This window comes from Psychrobacter sp. SWN149 (genome assembly GCF_015864565.1).
Classification (GTDB): Bacteria; Pseudomonadota; Gammaproteobacteria; order Pseudomonadales; family Moraxellaceae; genus Psychrobacter.
The window spans coordinates 310,515-333,422 of the sequence record NZ_JADYWX010000005.1; the positions used below are offsets into that span (position 1 = coordinate 310,515).

The window sequence follows — 22,908 nt, forward strand, 5'->3', positions numbered from 1 at the left end:
TCTTAGGCTACTTGTCTCTTGAAAGTCCAAGACGGGTAATCTTTAGCACTTCCTCGATGAGCTGTTGCGCTTTATCGATACCCAAATCCATAAATAACATCGGTAGCAATTTGACACTAATAGCATTTTCTATTTCTGCTGGATTGATAGAATACTCAGCCACTGCTGTCTTGACGATCTTATCAATCTCAAAGGCATAAGCAACTAGCTTGTCGTTATCTAACTCTTTATCTATCAAGAAATCAGCATCAAATAAATGCTTAAACAAACCAAAATATGCCTGAGCATGTTTGTTTAACTTACCACTATCATCGATAAACTCATTTGGCACATCAGCGACCTCACGGTCTTTGACGGCTTGCTCAAAGTCAGCAAACATCATGTACTGCTTCACGGGTGCATCGAACATCGCCTTAGCTTCTTCAATGGCTTTTTTTAGGAGCTTAGAGAAGTACTCTTGCGCATACGGATCATCAGCCAGATCTTGTTCAATCATCTTAGTGACACGACCAGTGATTTTATCGGTTTGGTTACGAGCTTCATCGTCACTCATCGCTTCAGGCTTAACATCCTTACCTAAATTATCGACTAGGTAAACGCCCTTTGCTTCACGAACTTCGAGCCCTGCGATGTGCTTATCGAGTAAGCTACGAATATCAGCCTCATACTCATCGTAATCGATGGTTTCATCAGCATCTTCGCGCACTTGCTTGCGTAGATTAACAAAGGCTTTTAGATCTTGTTTATAACGATCACGTTTACTATCAAATGATTTGTCTTCAAAGAAAGACGCTGATTGTAGAGCAATTTTCATAGCGTTAGAAAACTCGGTCAAAGCCGCATAAAAGTCATCACGTTCTTTGAGCTTGGTATCAATTACTCTGCCATCTACTTCCTGCATCTTTGGCGCAAGCACTTGTCTTAACGCTTGCCCATCCTGTTTATTTTTCACCGATGAGAATATCGCCCACAGCTCACTATGCAGTCTAGGTAGCTGCTTGTACTCAGTATCCATCGCGTTATACAGACCTTTAAGGTCTTCGATATCAAAGCCACCTTGCGTACGTTCCGCTAAGTCTTGGTATTTCTCAATGGTGATATCCAGCTCTTTTAAAATGCCGCGATAATCAATCAAATAACCAAAACGCTTCTTCTCATGCAAGCGGTTTACCCGTGCAATTGCTTGAATGAGGTTGTGCTGTTTTAAAGGCTTATCGATATACAGCACGGTATTCTTTGGCTCATCAAAGCCCGTTAGTAGCTTATCAACGACAATCATAATGTCAGGGCCGTCATCCTGACTAAAGGCTTCTATGATGGCTTTGGTATAGGCTTTTTCATCACCGCCATACTCTTTGGCGACATTGGCTTGCCACCAGTTTTGTACGATGTCTTTTGATTCACCATCAACAGTGTCATGCCCCTCACGGGTATCAGGTGGTGACATGGCAACCACTGAGGTGACTTTGCCAATCTTATCTAACGCCATTTTATAGCGGATAGCTGAGGCTTTAGAGTCACAAGCCAACTGGCCTTTTAAATTCTGCTGTTTAAAGTTTTGGAAGTGATCAGAGATGTCATGAGCGATCAGCTCAATACGACCTTCAACCTGATAGATTTGACCTTTTTGGGAGAACTTACGCTTGAGGTCAGTTTTTTGATCATCGGTAAGCTTTTGGGTAATACGGTCAAACCATGCATCAATGGCTTGGTCATTGGTATTGAGTTCAGGAATACGCTCTTCGTATAACAATGGGGTAACGGTTTTGTCTTTGACCGCTTGCTGCATGGTATAGGAGTGAATGATGCTACCAAATTTATTCTCAGTCTTATCATCCTTTAGCAATGGCGTACCTGTAAAAGCAATAAAAGCAGCGTTTGGCAGTGCTTGCGCCATACGAATATTATTCTCACCGTTTTGGCTACGGTGACCTTCATCGACCATGACGATGATGTTTGGGCTGTCGTTATAACATTCATCATACTTAACGGCTGAACCAAACTTATTAATAATAGAGAAGATAACGCGCTCGTTACCGTGCCCGATTTGCTGCGCTAGACGGCGACCGGAAGTTGCCATGGCATCGGATTTATCGCGATCACTGAGCACACCACCAGAAGCAAAAGTTTGACTAAGCTGAGTTTCTAGATCGACACGGTCGGTGACGACAATGACGCGGCACTTGGCGAGATCCTCTAACCAAATAAGTGCTTTGGAGAAAAACACCATCGTAAAAGACTTACCACTGCCTGTGGTGTGCCAAATGACACCACCTTGCCGACTACCCGACTTACCATCAGGGCCATCAAAGGTACTGATACGTTCAATCAAGGCTTTGATACCAAAGACCTGCTGATAACGGGCAACAATTTTGCCCACCTTTTTATCAAACAAGGTAAACATGCGCGTCATCTCAAGCAGACGCTGTGGCTGTAAAAGGCTGATGATTAAGTGGTCTTGGTCGGTGACGACTAGATCACCGCCACCAACTAATGACTGATATTCCTCTTTGATAAAGGTAGGACGATCACCAAACAAATTCTCAATTTGCTTGGGACTGAGCGCTTGGTTCTTTAAACGATGAAACTCAGGCTCAGAGATTTCTTCTTCGACCCATTTTGCCCAAAACTTTTCAGGCGTACCGCAAGTGGCATACAAACCGTCATTACCATTGATGGCCAGTAATAACTGGCTATAGGCAAATAGATGCGGGATTTCTTTTTGATGTTGATTGCGAATATGCTGGGACACCGCTTGTGCATTGGTCGATTGCCACTCTCTACTGGAGTCAGGGCGTTTGGCTTCGATGACTACTAAAGGCAGACCATTCACAAAGCAGACGATATCAGGTCTACGACTACTCGTACCCTCACTATTGAGTACCACCAGCTCTTCGGTAACGTGAAAGCTATTATTGTCGATAATATTCCAATCTATCAAACTAATGGTCTGCGAGGTTTTTTTACCGTCGATAAACTCAGTCACCGTCACGCCATACAGCATAGCGTTATATAGCGCCTTATTTGCTGCCTGCAAGCCTAAGTTCATGGCAGGGTTCAGCTCATGCATGATCTTATCAATGGCGCTGTCTGATAAATGATACGCCTGACCTTCGAACATAAAGGTTTGCTTTGCTAAAAACGCACGCATGATGGGTAGTAACACCACTTGATTGGTGGCTTTGTTTGACGCTGCTTTTGAGCGCATGGCACTGCATTGGTTGGGCGAAATAAACTCGTAGCCTAAAGTAGTCAGCAAAGTTAAGGCAGGAAGCTTTGAGCTGAACTCTTCTGCAAAGTTGATGCTTGTACTGGCGCTAATATTAGAGATTGGATTGGTCATATCTACCACTTTAGACATATGTTTGTTTGGTTGCTTATTTAGTTATATCGATTGTAGCCGATACCACTGTAAAAAAGGCAACAAAAAACCGCCAATACTGCGCGTTACCCAAAGGGCACTAAGAGTGGCGGTTATGTGAAATGTTAGTGCTTATCTACCTTCTGGCCAACAGTCTGTTGAACCGCAAGGTCGACTTTTTTTCTTCCAAGGCCAGTGCCATCCTTCTTCTTTATCCATTTCAACATCATTTGAATTATGGATCGCTTTTGGTTTTTCGCCCATGTGGTCATTTTCATTGTGCATTTTCATGGTGGATGGTGCAGCATCATTGACACTCATCATAGAGGTTTCTGAGATACGTAAATTTTGGGTATCAATATCTTCAGCATAAGAGACAGCCGCTAACGGCAAAATACAAATGCTGACTAAAATAGCTTTTAATAGTTTCATCGTTATAGTCCTTTATAATTAATGAACTAACAGCACTTTGCTTTCTCTACATGTTTTACTTTTTTCTTTTGCCAAGGCCAACGCCATCCTTCTTCTTTATCCATTTCAACATCATTTGAATTATGGATCGCTTTTGGTTTTTCGCCCATATGGTCATTTTCATTGTGCATTTTCATGGCGGATGGTGTCGCTTGATTGACACTCATCATAGAGGTTTCTGAGATGCGTAAGTTTTGGGTATCAACGTCTTCAGCGTAAGAGACAGCCGCTAATGGCAAAATACAAATGCTGACTAGGATAGCTTTTGATAATTTCATAGTTATCGTCCTTTATGGTTGCTTAACTCCAATACATGAGATTAAAATCCATATAGCCAATTAATTTGATTAGTAAAACTAACCAAATTAATTAGTATAACTAGGTATATCAGAAATACTCATCATTTTCCATGAATATATTTTATGTGGTAGATATGGTTAACATGTCTGAAACCAGATAATAAAATGATGCGTTAACCTTACCCATCAATCAAAATCCGCTTCTTACCCGTCAACAAAACCTGCATCAGCGCCTTTTTCTCTTGCTGCAAATCAGCCAATTGCTGCTCAAGCAACTCTATTTCTTTATCGGCATTGGTTAATACGGTGGCGATTTTTTGTTGTTCTTTAACTGAGGGCAAGTTTATTGGCATTTTCTGGAACATTGGCAATCTCAAAGACTTAACAGTACTACCAACGGCTTGAGATAAGAAATAATGGCGATAATAACCAATGTAATAAAACAGGAATTTACCATAAGCATTTTCAAAATCCATAATGGCATAGGTACGTTGATGAAGGTCAAACTTACCCTCAAAATACTTTGGCACAAAATCTTGCCCTTCGCCACCTACAATTACTGCCTCAGCATCAAACAAAAATATTCCGCTAGTTCTAACATCAATAGAACGATCAAAAAAAGCATATTCACCTGTCAGGGAAGAATCTTCTCTGTTTGAGCTTCCAGTAGTGATATGACTTATATCGCCCAGTAATACACTGCTCCACTCACCATCAAACCTTTTTCCCGACTCATCAAGCAACCGCTTTTTCCCCGTTAGCAATTGCTGCATCAGGGCTTTTTTCTGCTGGGTACTATTTTCAATCAGGCGCTCAGTCGTGCTAATCGCTTTATCCCAAGTAGATAGGATTTTGGCGATTTTTTGTTGTTCTGAGAAAGGTGGAACGAGTAGTTCAACTTTAACCAAGTCTTTTTGACCAATATTTGCTCTAACAGCCCCTTGTCCAAGCTTTATAACTTGCTTTCGAAAATTACTATCTTGAAAAGCATATACAGTATATTTAGGGTCTAGATTATTTGTTAATGGTCGCCCTCTAATCACAAAACCACCAAAGGTTGCATCTGCATCATCTAAATACACAGCCGACATTGCTATTTCATCGAAGGTTTCTGAGGTTCTATTAAATAGTACATCCCCATACTCCAGTCTATTATCATCCAGCTTTTTGTCTGAAATACTAATTCGACCGATAATTTTAGGTTCGGTTAAAATATTATTTCCAAACACATCCATGACGTTAACAAATTTAACCCCCTGTCCATACTGGCTTTTATCAGCATTAATACCATTTCTAAAATCGAAAACCTCACCTAATAAAACATTCTCCCATCCATTAGGCACCATAACCCAACTCCTTTAAAAACCCTGCCATCTCAACTTCTAGCGTATCGAGTTCAGCTTTTAACTCAAGACGCTCAGTACGTACCGCATCCAAATCAATCTCCGCCTCTTCCTCAAATGTATCGACATAGCGTGGAATATTAAGGTTAAAGTCATTTTCTTTAATTTCATCAAAGCTCGCTAAATAAGCATATTTATCAACGCTTTCACGCGCCTTATACGTCTCAATGATCTTAGCAATATTATCTTCAGTCAGCTGGTTTTGATTTTTACCGGATTTAAACTCATTGCTGGCATCGATAAACAGTACCGTATCATCGGTCTTATTCTTTTTAAACAGCAAAATAGCGGCTGGAATACCTGTCCCAAAGAACAGCTTTTCGGGTAAGCCAATCACCGTATCGAGTAGGTTTTCTTCGATGAGTTGCTGACGGATTTTGCCTTCACTTGATGCGCGGAACAGCACGCCATGCGGTACGACCACACCCATACGGCCAGTGCTTGGCTTAAGCGTTTCAATCATATGACTGATAAAGGCATAGTCACCCTTGGTCTTGGGCGGTACACCGCGATGGAAGCGACCATAGGGATCGCTGCTGGCATCCTCATGACCCCATTTATCCAGTGAGAACGGCGGGTTGGCCGTCACCACATCGAACTGTAATAAGTGCTTGCCATCGTTACCCAGTAGCAGCGGATTACGGATGGTATCGCCCCACTCGATACGGTGGTTGTCCTCACCATGCAAAAACATATTCATCTTCGCCAGTGCCCATGTCGAGCCAATGGCTTCTTGACCAAATAGCGCATACTTTTTAGAGCCCGAGTTTTTGCGTACCATCGCCCCGCACTTGATGAGTAGCGAGCCTGAACCACAGGCAGGGTCACAGATTTGATCGCCCTCGACAGGCTCAAGGATAGTCGCTAGCAAATTGGACACTTCAGGCGGTGTATAGAACTCGCCAGCCGTCGCCCCACTACTGGCAGCAAAGTGTTTGATTAAGAACTCATAGGCATTACCAATCACGTCCAAGCTACCAACGCGCTCAACGCTTAGATTGAGGATGTCTTTGCCAAAATCTTCTAATAAATGGCGTAGCAGCTCATTCTTTTGCTTTTCTTGACCCAGTTTGTCAGTATTAAAACTGATGTCTTGGAAGACGTTTTTGAGCTTGGTACCGTTGGCTTCCTCTAACGCATGTAGCGCCTCATCGATGCGCTGACCATTGCCTGGCTGATGACGCTGCTCGTACAAGTCCCAAAAGCTCGCACCCTCAGGCAACACAAAACGCTGCTTGGACATCATGGCATGAATCAGCTCAGGATTGTCGCCATACTGCTCAACCAGTTTGTTGTACTCATCGCGGTAAACGTCTGACAAATACTTAAGGAACAGCATGGTTAAGATAAAGTCTTTATAGGTATCAGCGCTGATGACCCCGCGAAAAGTATCGCAGGCGTTCCATACGGCTTTATTGATATCGTCTTGATTGATTTGGGTAGTATGACTGGCAGTACTATCGGGCATTGGTTATTCCTTAACGCGCTGGAAAATTGCTGGTTGTTATAGTGATGTAATGATAGCAGGGTCTAAGATGGTTGGCAGATGTCATTGCTGAAAAATTCGATTATAGTAGATATTTATAGTAGGGCATGTCCTCAATTCAATCGATAGTCATCTAAATGGGTTAAAAATGAGGACACGCCCTAGTTGATCAAACAAACTGAAGGATGAAACCATGAAAACACTAGGATTGTGCATTGTAGCAGGACTAGGATTAAGTGCTTGTGCTAGTGGCATAGGTGGCGGGATGACGGTTAATACCAATCCAAACAATGTAGTGACTCAATACCCCGTTGAGACGGCTATGCTCAACATCTATACCAAACAACGTAGTGAAAAATTGGTTGCTATTGTAGACAATCAAAGTGCCTCGGCAGACATTCAAATCACTCCTAAGGGCAGCCTTCAATTCAATAATAAAGCGGTGCAGGGTGCCGAAGTAAACACCATCAATAAAGTGAATAATCGAATCACTAATCAGTCAGTCGCTATCAATTACTTTACCCTGAATCCACTCGTGTTTCATGGCTTTACAGAGAGCACGGGCACATACTCACTATCGAGCCAGACAACCGTCATTCCTAAGATGGCTACCGTCGGCGACTCAAGTAAGCTCATGACTGAAACCGTCTATGCCGGTAGCAGTATGCGTAAAAAAACAGGGTCGTATGAGCAAGATTGGTCTCTGACACGAGACACCAATAGCACGGCATGGCTCTGTATAGAAAACTCAAAGAACTTATCACTGAGCTCTGACCCTATAGGCAGTTCATCAGAGTGCTACAAGATCAATGCCAAAGGCGATGTCTTAGCGAGCAAGGTCACACTAAGTCAGCCATCTGCTAATGGTACTAAGACAGTGGTATTTACCAGTCAGTAATTTATGCATATATCGTTAAATATAGAATATGTATTGGATACTCATACACATGGTGCATTTACCTCTAAAATATGACCTTTCGTTAGTCTACACAGACAACCAATATTGACGCTGTTTGCTGCTATTGATATAGGGCAAACAGCGTCAATATTTTTAACCTCCTATAGTCGTCTCACCTCATATCATTTGTTTGACTATTTAGATGACACTTGCCTCGCTATAGTCAATCAATGTTAAAAATGGTACAAGGCGGACGAGCGCAAATACTACAGTAGTAGGCTAAGTGAGTATAACGCCGTAACACTTTAATAGTGGTTCGACTGTATGTCTAATTGCTGAGCCGCCACACGCACATCATCGTTGTTGCCAACTATATTTTTGATGGCTTCTGCTATTAATACAGCGCTGTAGCTTTGATTTTTCTTAATCATGGCAAACTCATCATCACATCATTAATTCACCAAATCTGCCTCTGTGATTGCTTCAGCATAGTGCAGTCTGCATAAAGCATCATGTACTACAACTTACTGTTTTATGAAGACTATAGTTTTCTAGATATCGCATGAAAATGAAGCGTTAATACTATTGTAGTGACAGTGTTAAAACTGAAACTTTGTTTTGCAATTTTATATACCTTTAACTATTATAACTTTCTTACGGGAAGCTAACGATAGGTAACAATATGCAAATTAATAAGTTATATGCCAGTATCGCATTGAGCAGTGTTTTAGTGCTCACAGGGTGCGGCGGTGATGATGATAACGGTGAATATATAGTAGGCAGTATCGATAATAGTGGCCCTATCATTGACAATGAGCTGAGCTACACGGTATTCGATGCTTTTACTGATGTGTCAAATAATGAATATATAGAGGGATGGGGCAAGCTTGCCTACAAATTTAGTAATAGTAGCTTTACAGAAACTGTCTCTACCGTTGTGGGTAGCTCAGCTACTGCCTATCAAAACAGTAGAGGTAGTGAGGAAGATAACTCAAACTACTATGTTGGTAATAAAGTATTTGTAAAAGTAAGTGATAATTTTGACAGCCGATTCCACAAGTTGAACTTCATCGATAATGACAGCTTTAAGTTAAGAATTCAGACCGATAACGCAGCCATTGACAGCATTTATGACATCGAAACTTTAGACCTTAGCGGCATTAAGAAGTTAGCTCACAATGCTGATACTGGTATTAGTACTGTCTTAGACTATGACTATTTCCCAGACAATATTGCTTTCCCTACTGGTTCTCAATGTTATATTTTTCAGGAGACACCGTCTCAGTCCTATTACTATTTTTATCAGCAAGCCTCTAGAGACGAAATTACTATCAGTGAATGGATCGCTGACCAAAAACAAGACAACGTGGTCAAAAATCTCGTTGAAGAAAAAGTTGGTCGTAATAACGAACTGTCAGCTGCTAGATATACTGATGAGGATGGAGATATCGTTGCGGCTGTTGAGTACAATGGTTTGGTCTATGATTCTAGTTTTTATCAAAAAGGCGTTAAAGAAGACAGTGATACAGACTTTACGGCCGATGTTGTCAATTGCGATCTGTACAATACTGTTGCGGCTGATTTTGTAGAACAACAAATCAAAGCCAATTATTAAAAACAGCTGTGTGTTGAGAGGTAGCTTTCATATCGCTAGTTTTTAGCACTAAGCAATCATGCTCTTGCCTCATAAAAATGAAATAAAAAATAGCGCCTACAATGGGCGCTATTTCAGTGAGTCTAGTAAGGACTCATTAATCACATTTATAAATATTCACAGTTAGACACCAGAATCACTACCGCTTCATTGATTACTTTTCTTTTTATACTCTATAAGCATACATCACCATAAGGGCTCAATGATTGGTCCTGTATATAGTTTTAAGCAGATAACGACTTCACTATTCTGATAGCGTGCCCACCACAAACTCATCCAAAAATACTTGCCAATCTAAATTCACATCATTTTCAAAAACTGATTATCCAAATCCAAGATTAAAGTTAAATGTATAGCAAACCTCAATAAGGGCGAATACTCGTAATTGGAGACTTCAATGTTGCTATTTTTCTTTGAATTCTTTTTGCTGTTCGGATTATGTATACCTAGACTAATAATATTATCTGGTTTATACGTTTCGAACTTTAAGCCAAAATAGCCTGCTAGCTCTTTTTTAAATAGTGAAATTATCTCTTTATTACCTCTTACAAGCCAGTACTTATCTTCTATAAGTTCAGCCCCAAGCTTTATAAAATCTACTGCTGCATTCATATCTTTTATAGAGAAATTGATACTAGGACGCGAAGTGCTCATTTTAGAAGCCGCAACTATAATAAACTGATTCCATTGTTCATTTTTTTGGTCTCTAACTGTAGTAGCGTTCGTAAAAAACTGACTTAAGATCTTCTGCTCACGACTACTCTTCAGTAATGATGGGGTTAACTTAATAGTATTTGTTTCAGCGAAAAACCGCTTTTGGCCTCTTGTTGATAGTATGTTATGGACATTCATAGCATTATCAAAATACTGCTGTGCGTGTAACCTATTAATATCATATTTTGCAGCTACGTTATCAACGTTTTTATCCTCTACCATATCTTCTAAAAATCCAATAACCCTTCGTAGACCATACTGCTGTAATAGTATGTTTCTACTATTATCTTGTGCATTCGCTACTACTGCATTATTGCGATTTTCTTGAATAGCAAACTGCTTTGGATTTCTATAATCTTTGTTCAATACTTGTCGATACAATAGTTTTCGTATCTTTTGCAGATCTATGTTATTGGTATCACCTTTATATCCATTCTCTTTTAATTGCTTTTTATCTATACCAGTAATATTTTTAAATGTGCTATAAGGCAATCGGATACTCGCTTGACTAAGACTATAAGACGCTATTAGCCAAGCGGTATGATTGTAATATTCGAAACCTCTATCAGGTGATAAGTGTCCAAAAAGATGAGCGCAGCTATACCACAAATCTGAACCACAAGTATTTTCACCCAGTAATCCCTTTTTAATACGTTCAATATCCTCTTTATTGTAATCAGTCATACTCATGACTAAGTCAGGATGACCTTGCATGACTAATGCTAGATTAGTCATCGCTGTATGCCTAAATCCATGAAACGTCATACCTATATGATCAGATCCTCCTATATCTTTATGCAGTAGCTTGAGCAGCTTGATTGGAACATGGTCAGCAAGAGGTATATGTGAGGATGACAGTGTAAAAATAAAACGCTGATCATTCTTCGTCTTGTTAACAGTAATAAACTTAATAAACAGTGCCAATTCAGATGGCTTTAACAGTGCAAATAGCGGTACCTCTCTGATGCTTTTGTCTGTTTTTATTGAACGATAATGATTTGGACGTATCATAACTGACGGTTTGTCACGCTGCATTCCCTCGATATCGGCATACTTAAGACCTAATATCTCTTTTTTACGCATGCCAGTACGATACGCGATAGTGAATAAAATAGTGAGCATATCGGCTTCAACAATATCAATACCAATACGCATTTGTTCTATAAGTGCTGAAAATAGTTGTGGAGAAAACCATTCAGAGCGAATTTTACGCTGCGATGACGTAAGAGGCACTTTAACCTTTGGGAATCCATATTCTACTTCAGCAAACTTATGTATTGCTTGTAGACGTTTTGCCGGGTAACTTAAATCTTTGACAGCCATATCATCAAGTATTTCATCATATAGCTCTTCAAAGTATTCAGTTGTCCAACTCTCAAGCGGTTGGTCTTTGGTAAACGTTAGCCATTCATAACCTATAGCGGTTATATACTTGCTAATAGACTCATTATTAATTCCCTTTTTTTCTACAAGAGATAATACCCAACGTATTAATATTTTATAGCTCAAACTTGAAGAATCATGTGATATTTTTAATAGTTCGTCGATTATGTTGCTTTGAGACTTGGACTTATTCTGATGCTCATACTTTTTATGTAGTATATTTTTAAGCGCTTTAATAAGATCAAGCTCATCATCCGCCTGACGGCGAGAGGGTTTATTTTCATCTTCAACATTGGAAGCAATGATTTCAAGATCCAAAAACTCTTTGTTCTCATATACTTTTTGAATAGGCTGGTACTTCTGATGAAGTAATCGTTCAAACGATTTTTTTGTGAGTCCAACGGTACCCTGCTTGCCTTTCATAACGGTTACTAATGCCTGATCTACATTCACATTAGGTAGCATCTCCCAAATATAGCTACTATTAGAGAGCATGAATGCCAACGTTGGTGTCTTGATACTCTGCTTAACTAGGAGTGGAGTTAAAGTGGTTTTTAATATACTTTCAATGCTCGTTTCAGTCAGCGTTTCGTGTATCAGCTCATCAAGCACTGATATCACCCTAGCTTTACTATGACAGTCATTTAACCGTATCAACCAACACCGTGTGACAGGATCTAAAACAATCTGCTGATTGCAATACAAGTCATCAGTAATATACTCGTTGCCATACTTTCTGTTCTTATAGTGTCCATGACTAATAATATTGAAATTTATAAAAGGCTGGCATTTTGTCGGTTCTCTAATAGTATTTATATAGCTTACAAGCGTCTTTTTATCATTGATTCCTCCATATATCATTGCTGAAAATATGAGCCACCCTATAACCTCGGTTTCCGTATAACAATCCGTATCTAACCAATGGCGATTAACAACTGTCAAAATACTACTCACTTTCTTACCGTTTTTAATCCAGTCAGAATCAAAACTTGAGGTATTGACTTTAGCTTTAACTGCTTTTGGAGGCATTGGGTATGCAGTCGTTTGGGTCTGAAAATTATTATTTTGGTAAGCGATAAATTCATTCAGCAGTGTATAGGCCTGTGTTAAAGGATATGCTTGATAGCAGTAGGTAGGGATACTCGACGTCATCTGACTATAAAACACTTCCAGGTCTTTATTAGTTATTCGCTGGCCTTTAGTTATTGGACACATTTTGGCCTTATCGAACAAAGTATCCCAATTTTCTTGAAACATTAGTAGAAGGCTACGTTTATTTAACTCTAGAGGTGTTAGCCGACTCTCTGAATCAATTAATTGATAGCCTGTAGATGATTTGATGAAAAATTTATCAGTAATTCGTTCATTTGGATTTATACAAACTCTAGGTTCTGTGGTTTGAATATCAGACATGTTAAGCATCTCTCAATTGTTTTAAGCGTTCTTCTACGATAGAGGCTAATGATTTTATGCCAATAGTTTGTGCAATAATTTCAAGAGTAGGACCTACTTTATGGATCTGCTGCTTAGAAATCGAAGAATACTTGTTCAACGCCTCTTGATCACGCTTTTCGTGGCCAATAATTGCATTGATCAGCGGTATTGGGGTGCTGAGTCTCTCTAGCTGAGTACGCACAAAATGCCGAACCCAATAGGGATCAATATCTAACTCATGAGGCGTCGCTTTAGTAATATCTCCACGTTTAATGGGATTTAACTGGTGCATAGACTCTAAAAGATTAATAACTGTTGATTCAACGTTATCATCTAGCGTCTCGGTGATAAGATCAAATAACTCTCTATTTTCAATAAAGGTCACCCTAAAGGTTCGTAAGAAAATTTTGTAGTCTATTATTAGTTGTTTGGCACTTGCACATAGAGGTATTAATCGATCTGTCTTACTACTACGATTAGGCTTGTCATCTACGATCAACCAGCCCATTTCTTCATCTATTTGATTGACTGAACCTGGAATACCGTTATTAGCTCGAATACCTGTGGACAAACAAATGGCATACCATGTATAGATACTATATCGATTAAATAGCTCAAATGCTGTTTCACTGTTAGAAACCCATAACATTAAATCTAAGACTAGGTTTTTGACATGTTCAATATTTAGCACCTGTAGGCTACCTGTAGAGAAATTTAGTACTGGCTTATCAAAGTAGCCAAGATTGTAAGTTGACCCTGCACTTAATGAGATCAAACAATCTTTATAAACAGAAATGATGTCATCGTTTGGATGGCTACTGTAATAAATTGCAGGTGCGATAGAGGCAGGTGTGCGGCAAATTAAATCTGCATAATGCTCATTGCCTGATGATGTAAATCGGCGGATATACATATGTAATATTTTTGATATGCGAGTATCAGTAAGATAAACAATTTCCAGCTGACTTTTCATGGCTTTAATAAACTCTTTTACTTTCTCCATCGTTAGCTCTGACGCACTAACCTCTGCTAACTTGCAGGTCAGATCTATAGGTAGTGGTAGATAAATGAGATCTGACTTATTTTCAAAACAAGAAGTCTTAAGCTCTACCCTATCACTCACGCCTAATCTATGCATAATAAACATCTGCTCGTTATCACACTCAAGCAATGTGCTTTTACTGAAAAAATCAGGAATCAATAATGTTTTGATAGGTAAACCAGTGATCAAAGAAAAAAGCAGGAGAGCTGCTATTGGTTGTTCGCTGTAGGTTACTAAATGATTAAACACTGCCTGACAGCTCACTTTTGAAAGATAGCGAACATTAGTAGCAAGCTCAAAATCATGCGCTGCCATGTAGGTTTGCTGTACCGACTCATCATAGTTATGAAGTGGTGCGGTACGTTTAGAGAGATCGGGCTGTGGATAGCTGAAAAAATAATCTGAATTATAAGCATCTACCAACTCTTCAACAGAAACACTTTCCTCAGAGAGAGATGGTCTTTCACAAAAAGATATCAATTCTGTTGGATTATTATCAATAGGATCAGAGACGTTGTTAGTATTGAAAGACCCATAAAAATGAGGCTGTGCGTTAACAGGTATAGGTTCAGCTTTAAGATTTTGCCAAGGTTTATCTTTTATTTTGTCAGGTTTATCTGGCTTAGAGTTGCTGTTATCAATCGTCCCTGCTTGCTCTTTGTCTTTTTTACTACTTCGTCTATATTTTCTTTCAGGATAGTATGCCCATTCTATTATCTGATTGATTTGCTCGATCTGACGCGCACGTTTCTTATAGTTATTAGTATCGTTTTTTTCCCACCGTGCATTCGCTAATACTTCAGCACGCTCATTAAGCTCGTCTATTAAGGCTTGTAAATATTGTGGGTCAAACTCTAGTCTTGAGAGTGGTAATATAGTTTGAAAAAATTCATGACTCCAAAACCACTGATAGTCTGCAGTTTGTGTATAACCATATATTTTAAATTTCTTTAATATGCTTCTAGCCTGTACAGGGTTTAGATGAATGTGTGATAACACACTAAGATAAATGACGAACCCTAACCACTCTCTAATCAGCTCATAGTTAATATTAGAGTCAGCTAAATCTTCAAAATTGTGTTTGATCAGGGCCAATAACCAGTGAATATCTGCTCTCTTATGATTTCTTCTGGGTCTATCATAATTTGGAAGAGTAGAAACTAAAGTATTGAAGTCTAAGCACTGATGAGTGTTCGAGTGGTAATGATAAAAGATACATCTAGCTACTCTGAACTCATCTATATTGTCGTAAGAAATATCGTGCGGTAGCAATTGCTGTAATGCAAAATCGATTTTAACTTCATCCATCGTACGACTCCTCTAAAGGAGTTTTTTTGCGCGAATTGTAGTAACCGGCTTCTGAGAGTCCAATTAAGTTGATAAATACCTTTGTCGTTAATTTCACACTGTTAAACAACCTCATACAATCATCCTCAGACAGCTGCTTTTTCAATTGCTGATGGCACTCGGTCAGATCTAATACACCCTTATACCTGATAATAAAAAATATTATCTCATTAAGAGCGTAATACTTAATTTGAGAGTCAGTTAATTTTTTGCTAACGCTAAAATTTAATTCGGATTCATAGATACTGATATCTTGTATATCGGTAGTGAGACAATAATTCAGAATAAAAAAATTGTCGTAGAATAAATATCCTCTACTACCTTGCTTTTCCACTTGAAGCACTTGCGAACACTGAATTCGAGTCCAAAATTCAATATCACTCTTTAACATGTAAGGCAAAATAAGTTGATTAAATATTTTATAGTAGCCAATATTATCTTTATGAACACTCAGCTTTTCTTGCTTTATATCTTTTAAGTAAGTCTTTATCATAAATAGTTAAATCCAATCATACTTGCTGAAATCTTATATAATTCAATCTACTATTATCTACAGAAATTGCAAGCAATTATTGGAAAATATTAAGTAATTTCAGTTACTTATACCAAAATATACCTGGATATACCAAAATACACCTATTTCATCTGAGTTTAGTTTCTACACTACATACTTTAAAAATAAATGATAACCATCCTGACATAAGAGGGTTGACGTAGCTGGTAATATCGATAAACGCAAAAAGCTACGATTCATATAGAGTCGTAGCTTTTATATTAAATTATTTTTTAGAAAGAACAGATTGCCAAAAAACTACTACCTTTGAAATGTTGGCTAATAAGTAGCGACGAAGCCTTATTTATGAGGACAATGTTATTTGTTGACTATCAAGACATTAAACAACAATCTAGTGATTCGATAAACGCTCTTCATATAGTTGCTGCTAGTTAGAACCACAGAGACCAGACGAATAGATAGCGATACTCACCTCTACTACAGTTTTTTGTGCATATGATGCTGATCACTGATGAAAAGCTACCTATTATGAAGTCAGTCTTTTATCTCAAAACTTTTTAACATAACGTCCGTTATGGGAACATGTTCCGCTTGCCATACAGGTAGTGAGGCATTGGCTATATAATTAGCATTCTTTCGTCTATCATCCTAAATTGTACGAAATTAATTGACCACAGACTTTGATCATAGGAAAGAAAATGTCGTTCTTTTATCCTAAAGATGTAGATTTTATGGAGATGTTTGGATGCGAGAGTCATATAGATAATGATGGTTTGCTAGAATCCACATTCATTGATACACAAAATAAAAAAATGGTTTTTTCTATCAGTGATATGCAGAACTCAATATCTGCTTATATATATCAAGATGAAGCATTGATATTTAAGATATATGAAGAAGGAGCGATGAGGGTCATGATATATGAAAATCAGATCATTATAGAATATCTGAATTATCAGGATTTATACGCTAAAAGACTGACTATTATTGATGTGTATCCGATATTTAAAATTGACCACTCTACTCTGATAGACAAGGATATGAGCCAACTAAACTAACTGTCTTAAAGGTATTGTCATATTAAGACATACCTACACCGAAACAATCAGGTACTTTTACTGGTTCGGTTCCCTAGTGAGGACTTGAAACTTGGGCTGTAGGCTAATGATATCGGTACATTTAGTTATTTAGGCAGTTGCAGTGTACTTCGTTGTGTACATACAGTGAGCTTTTGGATCATTATTTTTATTTACCATAAGCGCTGTTATGCTAAACGGTTTTGACTAAATTACTCTGAGACGAAGATCATATGAAACAAGAAGAAATTAGAGAAAAAATGACCATTCTTATTGATAAGTTATTATCAAATACTTTAAGTGAGCAAGAATATGACAAAGTTTTAGATGAAATCAGTCGAATTTCTCCATATCAATATTGGAGTGATTTAATTTTCTGGACTAACGACTACGTTGATGAGATTGATGGAAATCTTAAGTTAAAGCACGACGAGTTTTTTGATGAGGTATTTAACGGTTCTAAATTAAATGAAGAACAGAAAAAACAGAAAATCAAAGGACTGTTGGCACATTTAATAACAAATGATTTTTCAGGTTTGCCGATACAGTCTAGCATCGCTGTAAGCGCTGAAATTGATAGACTATCTCCTGATAAGAATTGGTGGGCAATCCTATATTCGAATACAGGTGTTTTGAATCCAGAGTTTTTGGATAGAGAAGGTGATTTTAATTATGAACTGTTTGTTGAAAAGCTATTTGATTAGCATGAGTTTATGATTTGAGAGCATAGTTTCCATGTAGGGTATCGAACCAGCGAAAGCACCCAATTGTTAGCCAGAGGTATATCCCAGCGGAACCATCTAAAAAGGCTCATTAATAAATTAATAGACTACTCATAGCAGACTACTATATTGGAACCACTTAATGAGCAGTGGTTAGTTTAGCTCTTTCCTTGGCCACATCAGCGATCAGATGCCGTGAGCACTTAGCCATTTTTTGAATATCAGAATAGCTATGACCTGATTCGAGTAGACTAGCGATGATCTTACGTTTTTCAGTATCTTTTCTACGTCCTAAATACTTACCTTCTGCCTTGGCACGAGCAATACCTTGCATCTGACGGTTACGGCGATCCTCATAATCTTTTCGAGCAATAGCTGCGAGCATATCTAGCATCATAGAGTTAATGGCCTGTAATATACTGCTCATAAATTCAGTGCTGCTTTCAGGTTGAAGTGCCATATATGAGGTCGGCAGCTCTTTTGATACGATTGATAGCTTTTTTTCTGATAGCATTCTTTTAAGTGTATCCCAATCAGCTTGGTTCAAACGCGCCAAGCGATCAATCTGCTCAACTAAGATAACATCACCCTTATGAGCATCTTCAATCAGTTGCATAAGCTTGGGTCGCACCAAGATAGCTCCTGATTCATTTTCGACATAGAAAGCGGCAATCTTGTGGCCATGGTCGTTGGCAAATGCTATGAGTTCGCTTTTGGCACGCTTAGCGTCTTGTTCTTTGGTAGACGCTCGTAGATACGCTCTAATAAACATAAACACCTAAAATAGTCTGTTATAAGTGGTTCCATTATACCAGTCTGTTTTAAGTAGTCTGTTAATGGGTTTAGAGTGTAAAATAGCTGGTTCCGCTAGGGTATACCCTGTGATAATAGGAAATCCATCGCGGATGATAAAACTTGTTTAGCTTCTAGACGTGATCGGCTTGTCGATAGTATGTAAGATAAGTCGGAAAAGTGAGTAGAGTGTTAGATTATTCATACTGGGACTAAATTGAATTTTTTTTTTGCGGTTAATTTCTGCTCGATGTGATTCATTTTTCGCCATAATGAATCATGGCGGCTTGTGAGTTAATCAGGAAAATTAATCTTGAGTAATAAGGTAGGCTTGCAGAATTTGCAGCAGGGTTTGTTCTAGACTTCTTTACTTACGCTTTTTTGTAGATTATTTTTTAGTAAATGATCAAATATAAACGGGCCAAACGGTAAGAGTGATCCGAGTACGCCCGCAGGTATTGCCCAAAGAGGCATTTTTATTTTTATGACTGAGCCTATAAGTATTATGACATAGGCAATAAATAATATACCGTGTGCCATACCGATGTATTTCACACCTTCTGGAATATCCATCATATATTTTAGCGGCATGGCGATACAGAGCAATAATAAGAAAGAGGTGCCTTCTAGGTAGCCTATAATGGTTAGGCTTTTTAACGCGGTCCTTTGTTTTTTTCTAAGGCTGTGAATTTTTTCAATAGTTGGCTGAGCCTGTGACACTATATTTTCCTTTTGTTATTATCAATAAATAATTTATGAGTTATTCAATGTCGCCATAATAATGGCTCTACGCAGAGCTTTGAAGTATTGTGTTTTAAGAGCTAAAATGAGTGAGTACCTATACCAGTCATACATTACCTTCCAGTTCACATTTTTATAAACATACTCAAGTATAAAAAGTATTTTTCCGTATAGAGCGACTAAGACGCTAGTTCATTTTGTTTGTGCTAATCGACATCAATATGCTTATTTATTACGCTTACTTTCAAAAAATATCATATCAATAATAATCAATGCGACACCGACACAAACACCTATATCTGCAATATTAAAAATAGGATAATTCCAGACATCAGCATAATGCACATGGATAAAGTCAACCACTTTGCCAATTCTTAAACGATCGATTAAGTTGCCAATCGCACCACCAAGCACTAAGGCTAACCCCACAGACAATAGCTTGGCTGTACGAGGCGCTTTGATTAAATAAACCGTCAAAAAGATAGCCATTATAAAAGCTAAGCCTGAGAAAAACCATTTCTGCCAACCGCCAGCATCGGCTAAAAAGCTAAATGCTGCGCCATAGTTATAAGCGAGTGTCCAGTTGAGAAAGGGTTCAATGACCGGTACGGGATCATTGAAAGATAACTTGGTTTGGGCCAACCACTTAGTCCCTTGATCCAGTATTAATACCATTAGCGCCAGCAAATACCAAATAAAAGCGCGACTGCCATTGGCAACCATTTTTGGCGTTTTGTCCAACTGACCTTTAAGCGTTATCGATTTGCCTGAAGTCACGTACGTAGCTTCAGGCGTATGACTCATAGTTTCAGAGTCAATCCGTTGATGAGTGCTATTCACAGCTGCTTTATTGTCAGCAATATTAGTACTAGTCGATTCAACGCTATTTAATTTAGTACTATCTAATCTGTCGATAGGTTTAGTCATAGTTGTTGTCTTTATCTGTGTTTATACAATGAACAATGTTAAACGTATATGTTTTTGGTATACGACTATTAATAGCGCCACTTTCAAAAACTGCTCCAATTACCGCTCTGGTATTATGAAACTTACGGTAATAATTTTTTATTAGGGAATCTGTTGGTTGATTTCAACATTAACCTGAGTCTGTTCAGCGCTAATCACTATCGGATTACCCGATAAGTCGCCTGACTCTGCTATGGCATTACCGCTATGACTAATACGAGCAACGACTGCTAACTGAGTTTTGTCACTACGGGCGGAGTTTAACGTGCGCTCCGGCATCATCGCATCAAGATTACTTAAGTGGATACTGGCTTCACCTTGCTTGATAACACTAATGGGTAAACGTTTAGCAGCAAACGGTGGGCCCCCTTTAACGTCACGAATAGCAATAAATAGCACATCATCACCCTTTACTAACGGCAATAAACTGGCGTTAATCGTCACTGTCACTTCAATACCTTCTAGTGCTTGCTTTTCTTGCGTGCTAACGTAGGCGCTTAACTCATCTAAGCTTGCTAAAGCTTTAGTATGGTCACCTGGTTTGGATATAATACTGTCTTGTAAACGTCTAATCCAACCTTGCGCTTGGGCAAAGTTACTACTGCGCGCCTCACCCATTGCCATTAACATTTGAGCTCGTTCATGCTGCGGATTTTTGGCTAATATAGCTTGTAATACACGGCGAACATTTGCGTCTAACTGACCCTTATTAACAAAAAATCTAGTCTGAGCATAAGTGATTGCAACTCCTTCGTCATCAGGCGCTAAACGATAGGCGCGCGACAAGGCTTCTAATGCAGAATCAGTCGCCTCCATAGATAAGAAAAGCTCTGATAGGCGCATCCAACGATCAGGATCATTAGCATTACGGTGGACATTGGTTTGCATAGCGCTAATCAACTGACGACCGTTTTCAGTCGCCCACTTTGGTGGCGTGTCGATCTTAGCCGTTAATAAGTCATCAGCTACTTGTCCTACTTTGTCTTCAGCCGCCCATAGATCAAACACGGGCGTACGATTGCCTATTAATAAATACGCCATCGTTGCCAATATTGGGATCCAAGCTGCGACAATTAGACGGCTTTTAACATTAGGGGTGACCATTGGCGCTATTTGACGCTGCGCATCTAATAGCTGACGCTCAAGCTCCAGCTTTTGGTTTTGATAATGGCTGTTATCAATAGTACCGCTGTCTTTATCTGTTTGTAGCTCAGCCAGACGTTCGCGAAATACCGCAACGTTAATGTCTAACAGTTGGTTATCTATCGGTTTGGACTGCGAGCGTGCGGCTCTTAGCCATGGAAAAATAGCAATCAGCGCAAATATAAGAGCAATCAATAAGCCTAGAGCTATAAATAAACCAAAAGTAGAAAATAGGGTCATTCTTTGTCCTTTGGGATAGTAATGTCGTGGTCAATATTCTCAGCTTGCGATAATAGACGATCAAGTTCAGCTCTTTCCGCAGGGGTTAGAGCAGTGGCAGTATGGTCTACTGTGACGCCGCCTTGACCACGAGCGACAACTTGGCGACGCTTGCTTTGCCAAAACCAGCCGATGACTAAGACGAGCAGTAATAATGGTGGAAAAAACCACAGTATCCATGTCGATGGTCGCATAGGCGGCTTATAGCTAATAAAGTCACCGTAGCGCTCTTGCATATAGGTGCGTATTTCAGCATCACTACGTCTATCTTTAATTAAATCATAGATTTTTTGCTTTAGATCTTGGGCGATAGGTGCATCAGAGCCTGCAAGGTTTTGATTTTGGCATTTTGGACAGCGAAGATCTTCTATTAGTCCACGGTACTGAGCTTCTTGCTGTGGTGAGTCAAAATCGTATACGTCAATAGCTGCATATGTCGTCATGCTAAGTAGACACGCTAGTATTAAGCTTGCTAGTTTTAAAACAATATTAGATTTAAGAGGAGCTTTCATTCGAGCAACGTTCATTTGCATACCTTTTCAAGTTGACTCGGATCGGGGCTATCGTTGTTCTTGTTAGCCTCATTAAGCATTGTTAGGCACGGCTTAACACGCTGTTGCCAATTGGCTTCATTGATCTCACCAAGAATATGCTGACGAATGATACCGTCTCCGTCCACAACAAAGGTTTCGGGCGCACCCGTTATGCCTAAGTCTAGAGCAAACTGACCCAATGAATCTTGAATAGACATAGAGAAAGGATCACCACCTCGGTTTAAGTAGCTGAGCGCATTGCCAATCTCATCCTTATAATTCACGCCAATGATATTGACGCCGCGCTCTTCTAATTGCATTAAGAACGGATGCTCGATAACACACGTTGGGCACCATGAGCCCCAAACATTGATCAAAAACGGCGTATCTGGCAAATCATCATTAGTAATGATACGGGTAATATCTGCTAATAACGGCAGCTCAAAAGCAGGAACCGGACGCTCAAGAGCGGTATTGGTCACAATGTTTGTTGGTTTACCTAAGCGCATGTACAGTATCACTACCAAACCAAAAAAGACGATAAGCGGAATTAAAAACCAGACTTTAAAAGGTTTGCTCTTTATTGTCTTATGACGACGTTTATGGTTTTGACTGATGTTTTGATTGGAGGAGTTATCAAGTTTGCTCAT

General features: G+C 39.1%; 19 protein-coding genes. 4 read left to right on the forward strand and 15 right to left on the reverse strand.

Annotated features, from left to right (window positions below; translation table 11 throughout):
* Window positions 1-7 precede the first annotated feature (7 nt).
* From I6E86_RS10375 to I6E86_RS10395, 5 genes are all read right to left on the reverse strand, one after another.
* Window positions 8-3,343, reverse strand: a complete 3,336-nt coding sequence (locus I6E86_RS10375) for a type I restriction endonuclease subunit R (protein WP_197177397.1) — start codon at window positions 3,341-3,343, stop codon at window positions 8-10.
* A gap of 150 nt (window positions 3,344-3,493) precedes the next feature.
* Entirely contained in the window at window positions 3,494-3,793 is a 300-nt protein-coding gene (locus tag I6E86_RS10380) for a hypothetical protein (protein ID WP_197177398.1), read from the reverse strand.
* Window positions 3,794-3,819: 26 nt separating this feature from the next.
* Window positions 3,820-4,110 carry a hypothetical protein gene (locus tag I6E86_RS10385; RefSeq protein ID WP_197177399.1) on the reverse strand — a complete coding sequence of 97 codons (291 nt, stop codon included), beginning with the start codon at window positions 4,108-4,110 and terminating at the stop codon, window positions 3,820-3,822.
* A 200-nt stretch (window positions 4,111-4,310) separates the two neighbouring features.
* On the reverse strand, window positions 4,311-5,477 hold the full coding sequence (locus I6E86_RS10390) for a restriction endonuclease subunit S (RefSeq protein ID WP_197177400.1): 1,167 nt from the start codon (window positions 5,475-5,477) through the stop codon (window positions 4,311-4,313).
* On the reverse strand, window positions 5,467-7,002 hold the full coding sequence (locus tag I6E86_RS10395) for a type I restriction-modification system subunit M (RefSeq protein WP_197177401.1): 1,536 nt from the start codon (window positions 7,000-7,002) through the stop codon (window positions 5,467-5,469). Before I6E86_RS10395 ends, I6E86_RS10390 begins: the two co-directional genes overlap by 11 nt.
* A gap of 211 nt (window positions 7,003-7,213) precedes the next feature.
* On the opposite strand from I6E86_RS10395, the gene I6E86_RS10400 reads away from it, so the two are divergent.
* The gene (locus I6E86_RS10400) at window positions 7,214-7,918 is read left to right on the forward strand and encodes a hypothetical protein (protein WP_197177402.1); all 705 of its coding nucleotides are present in this window, start codon (window positions 7,214-7,216) and stop codon (window positions 7,916-7,918) included.
* 305 nt (window positions 7,919-8,223) lie between these two features.
* Here the strand turns inward: I6E86_RS10400 and I6E86_RS13805 are convergent, their stop codons facing one another.
* Entirely contained in the window at window positions 8,224-8,349 is a 126-nt protein-coding gene (locus I6E86_RS13805) for a hypothetical protein (protein ID WP_265090686.1), read from the reverse strand.
* A gap of 251 nt (window positions 8,350-8,600) precedes the next feature.
* Between I6E86_RS13805 and I6E86_RS10405 the strand changes: the two genes are divergently transcribed.
* On the forward strand, window positions 8,601-9,533 hold the full coding sequence (locus I6E86_RS10405; protein WP_197177403.1) for a hypothetical protein: 933 nt from the start codon (window positions 8,601-8,603) through the stop codon (window positions 9,531-9,533).
* A gap of 339 nt (window positions 9,534-9,872) precedes the next feature.
* Here the strand turns inward: I6E86_RS10405 and I6E86_RS10410 are convergent, their stop codons facing one another.
* Genes I6E86_RS10410 through I6E86_RS10420 form a run of 3 tightly spaced genes read right to left on the reverse strand, consistent with a single transcriptional unit; the run spans window position 9,873 to window position 15,985 of the window.
* Window positions 9,873-13,082 carry a site-specific integrase gene (locus tag I6E86_RS10410; RefSeq protein WP_197177404.1) on the reverse strand — a complete coding sequence of 1,070 codons (3,210 nt, stop codon included), beginning with the start codon at window positions 13,080-13,082 and terminating at the stop codon, window positions 9,873-9,875.
* Between the two features lies 1 nt (window position 13,083).
* Window positions 13,084-15,453, reverse strand: a complete 2,370-nt coding sequence (locus I6E86_RS10415; RefSeq protein WP_197177405.1) for a site-specific integrase — start codon at window positions 15,451-15,453, stop codon at window positions 13,084-13,086.
* Entirely contained in the window at window positions 15,446-15,985 is a 540-nt protein-coding gene (locus I6E86_RS10420; RefSeq protein WP_197177406.1) for a hypothetical protein, read from the reverse strand. Before I6E86_RS10420 ends, I6E86_RS10415 begins: the two co-directional genes overlap by 8 nt.
* 719 nt (window positions 15,986-16,704) lie before the next feature.
* On the opposite strand from I6E86_RS10420, the gene I6E86_RS10425 reads away from it, so the two are divergent.
* Together I6E86_RS10425 and I6E86_RS10430 are read left to right on the forward strand one after the other, a co-directional pair.
* Complete coding sequence (locus tag I6E86_RS10425) at window positions 16,705-17,064, forward strand: hypothetical protein (protein WP_197177407.1); 360 nt, start codon at window positions 16,705-16,707, stop codon at window positions 17,062-17,064.
* Between the two features lie 251 nt (window positions 17,065-17,315).
* Window positions 17,316-17,786 (forward strand): hypothetical protein, encoded by a 471-nt coding sequence (locus tag I6E86_RS10430; RefSeq protein ID WP_197177408.1) that lies wholly within the window; start codon window positions 17,316-17,318, stop codon window positions 17,784-17,786.
* Window positions 17,787-17,943: 157 nt separating this feature from the next.
* On the opposite strand, the gene I6E86_RS10435 is transcribed toward I6E86_RS10430, so the two are convergent.
* From I6E86_RS10435 to I6E86_RS10460, 6 genes are all read right to left on the reverse strand, one after another.
* Window positions 17,944-18,576, reverse strand: a complete 633-nt coding sequence (locus tag I6E86_RS10435) for a recombinase family protein (protein ID WP_197177409.1) — start codon at window positions 18,574-18,576, stop codon at window positions 17,944-17,946.
* 377 nt (window positions 18,577-18,953) lie between these two features.
* The gene (locus I6E86_RS10440; protein WP_110924233.1) at window positions 18,954-19,316 is read right to left on the reverse strand and encodes a DUF3817 domain-containing protein; all 363 of its coding nucleotides are present in this window, start codon (window positions 19,314-19,316) and stop codon (window positions 18,954-18,956) included.
* Between the two features lie 246 nt (window positions 19,317-19,562).
* Window positions 19,563-20,264: a signal peptidase II gene (lspA, locus tag I6E86_RS10445; RefSeq protein WP_110924232.1), complete on the reverse strand. Its 702-nt coding sequence runs from the start codon at window positions 20,262-20,264 to the stop codon at window positions 19,563-19,565.
* Window positions 20,265-20,405: 141 nt separating this feature from the next.
* Window positions 20,406-21,686 carry a c-type cytochrome biogenesis protein CcmI gene (ccmI, locus tag I6E86_RS10450; protein ID WP_110924231.1) on the reverse strand — a complete coding sequence of 427 codons (1,281 nt, stop codon included), beginning with the start codon at window positions 21,684-21,686 and terminating at the stop codon, window positions 20,406-20,408.
* A complete protein-coding gene (locus tag I6E86_RS10455; protein ID WP_245905729.1) occupies window positions 21,683-22,168 on the reverse strand; it encodes a cytochrome c-type biogenesis protein in 486 nt (161 codons plus the stop codon). The genes ccmI and I6E86_RS10455 overlap by 4 nt, the downstream gene beginning before the upstream one ends.
* An 80-nt stretch (window positions 22,169-22,248) precedes the next feature.
* Window positions 22,249-22,908 carry a DsbE family thiol:disulfide interchange protein gene (locus tag I6E86_RS10460; RefSeq protein ID WP_110924229.1) on the reverse strand — a complete coding sequence of 220 codons (660 nt, stop codon included), beginning with the start codon at window positions 22,906-22,908 and terminating at the stop codon, window positions 22,249-22,251.